The 10,869-nt window shown below is 61.3% G+C and carries 7 protein-coding genes; 2 read left to right on the top strand and 5 right to left on the bottom strand.

All coding sequences use genetic code 11. The features are described 5' to 3' along the window. Positions 1 to 307: 307 nt before the first annotated feature. On the top strand, positions 308 to 853 hold the full coding sequence (locus tag AC30NL_RS08305) for an ECF-type sigma factor (RefSeq protein WP_489463531.1): 546 nt from the start codon (positions 308 to 310) through the stop codon (positions 851 to 853). Between the two features lie 12 nt (positions 854 to 865). Next, positions 866 to 3,883, top strand: coding sequence for a serine/threonine protein kinase (locus AC30NL_RS08300; RefSeq protein WP_489463530.1), 3,018 nt, complete (start codon positions 866 to 868; stop codon positions 3,881 to 3,883). Between the two features lie 93 nt (positions 3,884 to 3,976). On the opposite strand, the gene AC30NL_RS08295 is transcribed toward AC30NL_RS08300, so the two are convergent. From AC30NL_RS08295 to pilV, 5 genes are read right to left on the bottom strand one after another with little or no spacing between them, the layout of a single operon-like run. Then, a complete protein-coding gene (locus AC30NL_RS08295) occupies positions 3,977 to 4,525 on the bottom strand; it encodes an energy transducer TonB (RefSeq protein WP_489463529.1) in 549 nt (182 codons plus the stop codon). Positions 4,526 to 4,537: 12 nt separating this feature from the next. Continuing rightward, positions 4,538 to 8,518: a pilus assembly protein gene (locus tag AC30NL_RS08290; RefSeq protein WP_489463528.1), complete on the bottom strand. Its 3,981-nt coding sequence runs from the start codon at positions 8,516 to 8,518 to the stop codon at positions 4,538 to 4,540. Between the two features lie 13 nt (positions 8,519 to 8,531). Continuing rightward, positions 8,532 to 9,134: a pilus assembly PilX family protein gene (locus AC30NL_RS08285; RefSeq protein ID WP_489463527.1), complete on the bottom strand. Its 603-nt coding sequence runs from the start codon at positions 9,132 to 9,134 to the stop codon at positions 8,532 to 8,534. Positions 9,135 to 9,150: 16 nt separating this feature from the next. Beyond that, the gene (locus tag AC30NL_RS08280; protein ID WP_489463526.1) at positions 9,151 to 10,329 is read right to left on the bottom strand and encodes a PilW family protein; all 1,179 of its coding nucleotides are present in this window, start codon (positions 10,327 to 10,329) and stop codon (positions 9,151 to 9,153) included. Then, entirely contained in the window at positions 10,326 to 10,748 is a 423-nt protein-coding gene (gene pilV / locus AC30NL_RS08275; protein WP_489463525.1) for a type IV pilus modification protein PilV, read from the bottom strand. Before pilV ends, AC30NL_RS08280 begins: the two co-directional genes overlap by 4 nt. Between the last annotated feature and the right edge of the window lie 121 nt (positions 10,749 to 10,869).

The raw sequence follows: 10,869 nt of genomic DNA, 5'->3' as shown, positions 1-10,869 counted from the left end.
TGCAACGACGAGCAGGGGTCTTTTGGCGTGATGAGCGGGCATGATCGAAATACTCTCAGCCTCTCAGCCTCTCAGCCTCTCAGCCTCTCAGCCTCTCAGCCCCTGGGCTGTCGGGTCTTGTGATGAGGCCGATCTCATCGGTGCGAGTCTTGGCATGACCGCGGTGACGCTTCAATGACGAGCAAAAATTCCCCCGCGGCACAAATTCACGAGGCCATTGAGATTTGATCTGAACAGGGCAGGTCGGACACGTGGATGCCGAAGGAGCTGATACATAAGGAAGGTTGTACTTGTCCCAGGAGCTTCCTTGAAAGGCCCCAGTTCTTCCGCCAGCGCGCAGGCGAACTCCAATCTGCTGCAATCGTTCAATGAGACCTATCGCGAGTTGCGGCGGATCGCTCGCTCCCGTTTGCATAGGAATGAGCGTTTCACGCTTCTCGACACCACTTCCCTGGTTCACGAATGCTTCCTGAAGTTGTCCGGTGGCCACGTTCCGGAACTGAAGGAAAAGTCGGAGTTTCTTGCCTACGCCGCCACAGTGATGCGAACCGTGGTGGTGGATCACATTCGCCACCGCCATGCAGAGCGCCGCGGCGGAGGAATCGCCGACCTCACGATGGGGACAGAAGCGGATCAGGTCGCCATACAGTCGGTGAACGAAATACTGGAGGTCAACGAGGCGCTTCAGTCTTTGGCCAAGCTCGACCCCCATCTGGCGCGGGTGGTCGAAATGCGCTACTTCGGCGGGTTTTCGGAATTGGAAATCGCCGAGGCCCTGAATCTGAACGAACGAACGATCCGCCGCCACTGGGAGAAGGCCCGCGCATTGCTGCGCGTCTCCATGGGACGGTGATGCCGCCAGGCCATGCCTTTACTCAACACTGGGGATCTCGCAACGCTTGCCCGCCTTTGGGAAGAGGCGCAGGACGTTCCAGTTGCGCAGCGCGCAGCTTGGGCGGAGGGGCACGCTGACCTGCAAAGGGAGCTCAAGGATGCACTGAAAGCGATGATCGCGGACGGGGAGGAAGAGAACTCAGGCTTCCTGAGCTCATTGCCTCCCATCGCGGGCCTCGATAGTTCCGAGATGGTGGCGCCTTTGGCTACCGGCCAGATACTCGGGATCTACAAGCTTATTCGGGAGTTGGGCCGCGGGGGCATGGGCTCAGTCTGGCTGGCGTCCCGGCAGGACGGGCTCATCAATCGCCTGGTGGCATTGAAACTGCCGCACGCCTGGATGAGCGGCGCCAAGCTATCGCTGCGCTTCAGCCGTGAGCGCGAAATTCTTGCATCGCTGACGCATCGCAACATTGCGCGTCTTTATGACGCCGGCGTCACGAACGATGGTCGGCCTTACCTTGCACTCGAATACATCGAGGGCCGAGCGCTTCTGGACTACTGCAACGACCTGTCGCTGGGCGTGAAGCAACGCCTGGAACTGTTTCTTCAGGTCCTCGCTGCCGTTGACTACGCACACCAACATCGCGTCGTGCATCGTGATCTGAAGCCATCCAACATGATGGTGTCATACGACGGGTACGTGCACTTGCTCGACTTCGGTATTGCCAAGCTTCTGGAAGATGGCGCCGGCAACGCTCACGACACGCAGCTTGGAATTCCCGCGCTGACGCCGAGCTATGCCTCGCCGGAGCAAATCGAGGGAAAGGACGTCGGTACGGCCTCGGACGTCTATTCGCTCGGCGTCGTGCTGTACGAGCTGCTCACCGGCCGACGGCCTTATCGCGTGGATCGTCCAACGCGTGCAGCGATGGAAGAGGCCATTCTTCGCGCGGAAATCGAGCCGCCCAGTGTCGCAGCGCGACAGTGCCGCCAGCCCGAGCGGTGGGGAACCTCGGCGAAAGGGCTTTCCGCCAGTCTGCGCGGCGACCTCGACACCATCGTATTGACAGCCCTGCAAAAGTCGCGTTCGCGGCGATACATCGGCGTCGCACCCTTCTCGGACGACATCCGACGATACTTGGCCGGCCAAACGGTGCTTGCCCGTCGCGATGGCACGTGGTATCGGTTTGCGAAGTACGTGCAGCGCAACCGGGTGGTCACGGTGTCCGCGGTGCTTGTGACCATGAGTCTTTCGATCGGCCTCGCCGTCGCGATCGATCAAGCGAAGGAAGCGACGCAACAAGCCCGCCTTGCACTCGAAGGCAAGCGCACAGCCGAGGCGGCGATGAGCTTCATGGATGGCATCTTCCGCGCAAACGCAACGGGCAAGGCTGATCAGGTCGCCGCGCGGAACACCACAGCGCGCGAACTGCTGGATATCGGTGCAAAGCGTATCGATAGCTCGCTCGCGGATGCTCCAGCTGTCAAGCTGACGCTCTATCGAACACTCGGAGACATGTACAAGCAGCTCGCGCTTGGTGACGATGTCACCCGCATCCAGCGCAGCCGCATCGCGCTGGCACGCTCGCAACCAGATCCGGGCCACCGCGAATTGATCGATGCGTTGCTCGACTTCAGTGAGTCGACGCTGGGCACGGCCGATACCAACGCGGAAGAAGAAGGGCGGCGGGCGGTCGAAGAGGCGACCAATCGGCTGCGTGCCAACGATTCACAAGAGAAGGAAGATGTTCTGCGACTTGCCAGAGCGGAATGCTTGTTGGCGCTGGCTGTCAGTGCGAGGGATGTGAGCAAGGCTTTGGTCCATAGCGCGAATGCGCAGGAACTGCTGAAGCAATATCCGTCAAGCGAGGAGTATGTGAACTCGCTGCATGGAATGGCGACCTTCCAGCTTCTTCTTCGCAACTACCAGCAGGTCGAGACCACGCTCGGCGAGAAGGAGTTCGTCGAGTCGCCCAACCCCATTCACCGGATTCTCGGCAATCAGCTTCATTGCGTTGCGCTATCGCATCTTGGCAATCCGTTGGGGGCGGAGTCGGCGTGCCGAAAGGCGTTTTCCGGCGCCACACGCCTGCTCGGAGCCGGCAATCTCATGACCGAACACTCTGCATATTTCCTGGGAGAGTTCCTGGTCATGATGGGTATGTTTGACGAGGCAGAGTCACTGCTTGTCGAAGAGGCTGATGTCGTCATCAAGGTAGGCAGGCTGAGTCCCATGCGAGATGTGGCGAGCCTTTACACGCTTTTAGCCAAGGCTGACGCGGATCGTGGCAGGTATGACAGCGCGCAAGCCTGGCTCGACAAGTACGCCGCACAGGTGGCTGCGGGCAATGAGCCTCAGCAGGGGCTGCAAAAGTGGCTCAGGCCCGTCCAACTGCAACTCCTGATCGCCCGTGCCCGCTACACCGAAGCGCAGGCGTTGCTCGAGGCGAGTCGGCAGCTCATGATGCCAGGACACAAGGAGGCGCAAGCACTTCGGCTGGGATCGGCATTGCTTGCAATTCGAGAAGGGAATGTGGATAGAGCGGCCGTGATCCTCGAGGCGTTGAACCATGTTGAAGGAGACAAGTTGAGCCCCTTGTCTCCCGATGTGCTCACGCAGGACATCTTGACGGCGGAACTCCGGCTCGCCCAGGATCGGCCCAAGGACGCGAAAGTCATCGCCTCGAGCGTGCTAAAGCGGATCGAAACCAGTGTTCGCCCCACATGGTTTCGCTCATGGATGCGCGAAGCAGAGATCCTTGGTGGACGGGCCGAGTTGGCGACTGACCGTGGGGAAGATGCCTTGCGGCACTTTCAGCGCGCCGTGACATTGGGAGAACAGTTTCTGGATCGGCGCAGCACCCTTCATGGCGATGCCTTGGCCTGGCTCGGCATAGCCTATGCCGAATCAGGGCGCCGCGCCCAGGCGCAGGCTTTGGTGAATCAGGCGAATAGCATCTTCGCGAACCGAAAAGGCGATGCGAACACGATGCGAGACAGGCTAGCCGCTCTGGTTCGGCGCCGGCTCGTGGCGACTGGTCAGTAAGGACATGGCCAAATTCGAAAGCATTGCGCGACGAGCACGGCTGCCAATTCCTCGCGAGTACCGGTTCACCATTGGTCTCGCACCTCAATGCCTTCAGGGCGAACTGGAAATTTCGATTTGAACGTCCTGGTAGGACGCGACGTCCCGCCCGTCGTGCCGGGCGGCGATGTAGCGCGTCGCGAGAAACATGCTTCTCACCGCGTCCAGCGTTCGTGCGTCGAGTTCACTGGCGATCGATATCTTCGCGTCGACGACACGTCCCAATTCGTCGATGTAGACGCGCACGCGAATCGGCAGGCCTGACAGCTCGAGGCCTTCGAGCATGTCGGAGTCCACATCGGATCGAGGCAGGGCGGGGCGGTCGAGCATCTCCCGCGGATAGAAGCGGTTTAGTGGCGATGGCACCACGCGCTCGGTGGCACGTGCTGCCATGGGAGCAGGAGCAGGAGCAGGAGCAGGAGCAGGAGCAGGCAACGACTTCGCAGCCACTGTCTGCACCCAGCGCGTCGTCATCGCCGGCGTTGCGCCTGTCTGCAAGGCGGTCGCATGCTCATCAATACTGCCGCGCCATCCCATCCCGGCTGCATGCAGGATCACCGAGGCCCCTGCCGCAAAGCCGATGGCTGCGGCTCGCGGCCTCATGCGAGCCGCCACTCAGTCCACCGCCTTCACTTCGCGCCAGTTGAGCTGCTTCAGTCCTGCGGCTGTGCTCAAGTTCGCCGGAATCCTCACGACGCTGCCGTTGCCCGAGCCGCTGTACACGCGCAACTTGCCGTTCACGCGCTGGTACGAGAGATCGGTGATGACGCTGTTCGATGCCTGCGAGATCGCCGGACTGTTGTCCGTGCCGATCATCTGCGTCTTGCCCGTGGCGAAGCTCACCACGAAGTCCCGTCCCGTTCCCGAGGACGAGCAGGTCTGTCCGTTCGGCAAGTTGGCCGCAAAGGCGACGCTTCCTGCGTTTGCCACCGGCTGCACGTTCATGCGTTCGGCGATGCCGTTGCTCGAACCCAAGTCGAAGTACCAACCCATCACCGATGTGGGCGCACTGCCGATGCCCGCGACTAGATCGGCATTGGCCTGAAGCTGGCTGCGAGTGATCGGAAGAGTTGCGCTGCTGGGTAGCGTGGACGCGCTGTAGAAGCCGCCAAAGGAACTGGTGCCGTCGATGATCGCGTAGAACGATTGCAAATCAGGGCTCAGGATGTCGCTGTCGGCCAGCAAACGTCCGGTGCCGATCATCACGTAGCGCTTTTTCGAGTTAGGGTCGGTCTCAACGAGAGGCCGCGTCGTCACGGCCTGCGAAGTGCCCTTGTCGTTGGCGAGCTTGGCGATCTTCGTCGGGCTCGCGTAGTTGCCTGTGCCGCTCACGTCCAGGCGCCACACATTGCCTTGCATGTCGCCCGCGTAGATCGCGTCAGCGGTGAAGTCGGTGTAGTCAGGGACGAACGCTGTGTGATGCGCGATGTCCAGAGGAGACGAGGTGGAACCCTCTGGTGTGGCAACCGCTTCGAGCAGCGTACCTGTGGCGGGATTCACGAAGAAGAAGTAGCCCTTGCCATCGCTGTTTCCGTATCCCGAGGTGAAGATCACGACCCAGCCGTACTTCTTCGTTTTCACGAGGCTCGGCGTGCCGTAGCTGTAGCCCATACGTGAGTCGGTGAATTCCCACAGCACCTTGCTCGCAACCCTGTCGTCGGTGGTCCATGAACTTGGATCTGTCACGTCGATCGCGAAGTAGCCCTTTCCGCCCTTGCCGAGTCCGCCGATGAGCACGGAGCGCCAGTCGGCGGCGGTCTGATTCGAGCCGGACGTATTGGCGAAGTTCGCGTCGACGACAGTCGGCGTCGCGTCCACGAAAAAGTGATGCGCGTAGCTCGCGCTGCCAAGCGATGCAAGGCCGGAGGTGGTTGCCGAGTTTGAGTCGCCGTAGACGAAGCTCGGGATGTAGGCGAACAGTTCCTTGCCGGAACTTTCGCTGCCGGTCGAACCGTCGAACGCATGCAGCATGCCGTCATTGGAGCCCACATAGACGACCGTTGTGCGGCCTGCGTGCTGGCTCTTGAAGGCGCTGTAGCCGGGGTTGTCCGTGTCGTAGTAGGTCGCCCGCGGACCGGCCACGGCAATGGGCTTGGAATTGACGATGTCGCCGAGCAGGTGCGAACGGTTGCGGTAGCTGCCCCCGTTTGCGATTTCCTGGGCCGACTCGCCGCGAAGATACGCGACGAAATTCGACGCCGATTGCGACTTTTTGTCGACATCCGGCACGTTGGAGAACGACGTGAAATAGGTACGCGGACTGAGGCTCGACTTCGTCAATTCCTTGTAGGTGAAGGGCAGCGCCGCGTTGTCGGTCGTGCAGCAGGTGACGATCTTGCGAGCCGACGAGTTCTTGGCCGTGACCATCGAATCGAGCACATCGCGCGCGTCCCATTGCAGGGCGGCAGAGGGCGTGCCGTCACTCTTGAAGCTCACCTTGGTCGCGATGAGTTGCCCAGTCCAATCCTTCGGTTCGTAGGACGCTGCGTAGCTGATCGTGCCGTTGCTCGTCACGTTGGGTGACGCAAGCGACAAGGCCGTGCTCGTCCCCGTTTTCGTCTCACTGGCCATCTTCGCGAAGGCCTTTGTGAGGCCGCTCTTCATTGCATCGGGCTGGCTGCCCGGGAAGTAGTTGTCCGGCCGCTTATCGACATTGCCGTTGTTAGTGGAGTAATTCAAGGAAGAAGCGTCCACCGTCAGCGTGTCGGTGCTTTTGTACCAAGTTCTGTCGTCAAGGGTGGTCGGTCCGTTCGAACCAGAGTAGGGGCTGAAGTTCGCAGGGGTCTCGAAGCCGCCATACTTGGCCGCAAGCCAGTATTGGTTCTTGCTCTTATAGACCTGATTCTCCATGACGTCCATCCAGTACGTATTGACAGTCTGTTTATCGGGCATGTCCGTGCGGATGTCGTTCGTGTGCGCGTCGTACGCGAGACCCGCGATGTAGTAGGAGCTGCACTTTTCTGCATTGCTGCGGCAGGTTCTGCTGCTCGAGTCGGCGTAGAGGTCGCCAAGGTGGCCGCTCTTCAACCCTTCGAGCTGGCCGACCATGTCAGTCGCCGTCTTCACATTGGTGCTCGTGTCGGCAGCGACTTCGCTCGGCATGTCGGGCTCCAGGGCGCTTCGGAGCGTGCTGCCGTAGAGGTTGGCGTCGCGGTGGGTGTTGACGTCACCAATGCCGAGGATGAAGTTCTTCTGGCAGCTGTAGAGAATGGGGCTGCCGTAGGCGGTGCCGCGTGCTTGCCATACCTCGTTGCTCGTGATGGCCGGGAATCCATCGAGCCACTTGGCGGCGGTGTTTGAATCGCCGGCGCCCGCCAGGGTCGTGTACGCGCTGACGTTGCCCAGGTTCTTGTAGTAGCGCAGGGCAGCGTAGAAGAGTTCGCTTACTGGGTCATAGCTCTTGTAGGAGTGCGCGTAGTTTCCGAACTTGTTGAGGTAGTTCATGACCCCGCTGTCGGTGATCGACACGGTCCATCCCGCGGCCGCCGCGAACTTCTTTGTGTCGTCCGCGTCGGCCTCGTCGGGATTGGTCGTCATGACGCCGGTGCTCGCATCCCACTCGGCATTGTTGTTGGGGGTGGATTCGGAGCCTGGCACCGGCTGCATCGGGCCGATGTACTTCATGCGGGCACGCATGACGCCGCCGTCGCGCTGCTGATTGCTATCGCCGTGGTTGTAGTAGCCGAAGGCCGAGTAGCGCAGACTGGATGAATAGGCCTGCATCAGACCTTCGGGCTTGTAGTTCGTGCCGTACGGGGTGCAGTTGCTTTCCAGGCCATGTTTCGGGTCGCACACCAGCACATTGATGTAGAGCTCGTAGGTCGTCGCGGGATTGGCGTAGTCCGACGACGAACTGTTCACCCACGAGTTCTGTCCCGTATAGGGCGTGGCGCCGGAGGTTCTGGTGCCGGCGGTGCCGGTGCCGTGATCGCCGGTGTTCGTGCTCGTGATCCACATGCGGCGCCCGAGGTTGCGCAGGCGCGTCGTGGCGCCGGATGTCCATGCGTCCGCCCTGAACGGGGTGGCGCCCGCGAGCGAATCCGTGACCAATGTCTTCTCCGGAATCACAGGGCTCTCGCTTGCGGCATAGGTCTTGGAGAGGACGGTCATGGTCGTCGTGTCGACACTGCGATAGCCGCCCGTCAGAACCCACCGGAACGCGTCGAGCGTTTGCATCGATGACCAATTGAGATAGTTTCCGCTCCACAGCGGCACGCTCTCGGTGCTCCTGCACGCGTGGTCGGTTCCAGCGCTGTGCGGCGCGAAATAGCTCGTGGAGTAATCAGGTGCGGTCTTGGTGCCGGTCTTCTGTACAACGTAGCGATAGCACTTGGCCGGATCGAAGTAGCCAAGGAAGGTGCTCGTCGCGTTGTACGGCGTGGTGCTGGGGTACGCAGGCGTCGTCGCCGTGGGCCATTCCACAGAAAGTGCAAGGATCAGGTTGCCCGGCGGCGCGTCGGTGGAAAACAGTGGGCTGTCCGCGAGGTCCAGCGCGAAGGACGCGGCGGGCAGCAGCGAAACGGAGAAAAGCGCAGCGGTAAAAAGTCGCCGCGCAAAGGTGGCGGCAGAGTGCCGGGTCGACGAAGTGGAATTCATCAGCGCCTCAAGTTCAGTAGGCAAACGTGGTCTGGAAGAAGGCCTGCGTGTTGCGCGGACCGGTGACGCGAACGCTGACGCGGTACACGGGCCGCGATTCCCCGCCGGGTTTTTGAAGCCAGGCGCTGCCGCTAGGATCGGGGCTGCCGGTCGCGATGACGCAGCTGCTGTCGTCGGGGGGGCCATGGCCCGTGCACTGCCGGTCCACGACGTAGCGCACGGTGATGCCCTGCGTTGAATCGGTGGTTTCCTTCATGCCGGCACTCGAGAAGAGGCTGTCCTTGACGAGCAGCTTCGGAATGCCCTGTGCGTTGGTTTCGAGCTTGATCGACGAGTAGTTGGCCGAGTTCAGGAGGTCGGAGTTGCGCGCAGTCTCGGCGCTCAAGGCGCCGCTGCCGGTGAACGCTGCGCGGGCGAGTGCAATGCCACGCTCGCCCTGGTTCGTGAGGTCTCGTCGAAAAGCGAGATTGCCCGCGAGGATGGACGAGGTGTCGAATGAGCGAACCATCGCGACGGCGCCGATCATGAGCACCACCATCGCGATCAAGGTGATCAGCATGACGATGCCGTGCTGTCTTGCGCGGCGGCCTTGGGGCGGAACGGGACGACGGTTCACGGTTCGCCTCACTTGGCTAGAAAGCGTTGTTGCGCACGGGAATTGTTGTTTCCAGCGTGCGGTAGCGGAAGTGCTGCTCCTGATCGCTCAGGGTGCGTGGGTAAGCGAGGCCGAGCTTCTCGAGGTCGGCGAAGAGCGTGATTGGCAAGTTGGGAGCAACATCCTTCTCTGCGAGAGAGGTGCGAAGAATGAGCCCCACGCGGATCGCCTTGATCTGAGCCAGGCGTGTGGCCGCGATCTGGTCGCCCGCGGACAGCACGCTCAGGGCGTAATTGCCGGTGGAAGGCGACACCCATGCATCGATCTTGCCGTCGTTGTTGGTGTCCACACCGTAGACAGCGTGCATCTCGAACACGCCCTCGGCCTGCGCCTGGGGAGCGTCGTCGTTTATGCGCAAGAGGTCGTAGCTGTAGAGAACGTTGTTGTCGCCTACCCCGAGCAGCATGAAGAGCGGTGTGCGCCCGGATGCGACGTTGCCCAGCTTCATCGCGACGGTCGACGACGAATAGTTGGTGAGTGTTGCGCTTTCTGCCTGATAGGCTCCTGAAAGAGCCAGGGGGGGTGCCGATCCGGTAGTGAAGGTGCTGCTCACCTGTCCCACCATGCAGGGCTTTCTCGCACCGCCCGCCAGGCTTTGCTGGTCGGCCACGAGGACGAGATCGTTCGCGCTGAAGTCGACGGTGTTTTGCAGATCGAGCGACGAACTCGTCGCGACGCCCGATTCGGTGAATGGCACTGGCGTCCCGCTGTCACCGGACGCGGCCATCACCACGAGAACGTCTGATTTCGATCCACTCGCGCCCGGCGTGGTCTGGCCCGGCAGGATCAGCACAGGCGCTGCGCGGAACACGCCGCTCTTTCCTGGATTCACGCTCTCGAAAGGTGCATCGAGTGTTTTCGTCAGGGGCAAAATCGGTACGCTCGATTTCGATGCATACACGGGGCATCCATATGCATACGTAGCCGACTGCGGCAAGCCCGAGCCGGCACTTCGAAGCCAGCTATCGATCTTGTAGAGCGCAAGCTGGCCGGCGTGTTCGATGTCGTTGACCGAGCTCAGCGTTCGCTTGCGTCCTTCGAAGGTCGCCATCACCTCGAATATCGCGAGTGTCAGGAGCATGCCGACCAGCAGGCCAACCATCAGCTCGATGAGCGTCATGCCGGCTTCACGTCGGCGACTTGTCACGATCCTCATGGAATCACCACCTGCGTCACGTACTGATTCGATGCGGCGTCCGCGTTTGTAGCGCCGACGGATTTCCACTTGAGAATGATCGTCACGACGCCGTTCGAGTCGGCCTCGCCAACCTTTACGCTCGCGCCTGGGAGTCCGTGCTTGGTATCGGTGAGCTGGTCGTTCCACGCGTCCAGCTTGGCGCTTGACAGGCTCGTGCTCTGTTCTGCCCACATCTGCGACACGAGGTCGTTGGCGAGCAGCGCCGCCCGCGAACGGTCTTCGGACTGCACCGAGAACTGCACGGCTCGCGCCTGGAGCGCCACGACGCCGAGCACGCCAAGTAGAAAGACAAGCAGGCTTACCAGCACCTCGATGAGTACCACGCCGCTTTGAGGCCGGCGCGATCGCGGCAAAGGAAAGTGTTTGTCAGCAGCCATCGGGATGCTCACTCGACAAAGTCCTGCTCGGATCGCACATGCGCACGCGGCCGCCGAGGTAGGCAAAGACCTTCAGCGCTCGGCTATTCGGGTTGGAAGAATTCGAGACGGTGTAGACGGC

Origin of the sequence: Rhizobacter sp., from assembly GCA_021153565.1 — a bacterium.
Taxonomy (GTDB): Bacteria; Pseudomonadota; Gammaproteobacteria; order Burkholderiales; family Burkholderiaceae_C; genus Albitalea.
The sequence above is the reverse complement of the archived record's forward strand: the minus strand, read 5'-3'. Positions and strand labels throughout refer to the sequence as shown.

Excerpts from the sequence above, each read along its gene's own strand:
- AC30NL_RS08300 (WP_489463530.1), top strand. The coding sequence starts at position 866 with ATGCCTTTACTCAACACTGGGGATCTCGCAACGCTTGCCCGCCTTTGG.
- AC30NL_RS08295 (WP_489463529.1), bottom strand. The coding sequence starts at position 4,525 with ATGAGGCCGCGAGCCGCAGCCATCGGCTTTGCGGCAGGGGCCTCGGTG.
- AC30NL_RS08290 (WP_489463528.1), bottom strand. The coding sequence starts at position 8,518 with ATGAATTCCACTTCGTCGACCCGGCACTCTGCCGCCACCTTTGCGCGG.
- AC30NL_RS08280 (WP_489463526.1), bottom strand. The coding sequence starts at position 10,329 with ATGAGGATCGTGACAAGTCGCCGACGTGAAGCCGGCATGACGCTCATC.
- pilV (WP_489463525.1), bottom strand. The coding sequence starts at position 10,748 with ATGGCTGCTGACAAACACTTTCCTTTGCCGCGATCGCGCCGGCCTCAA.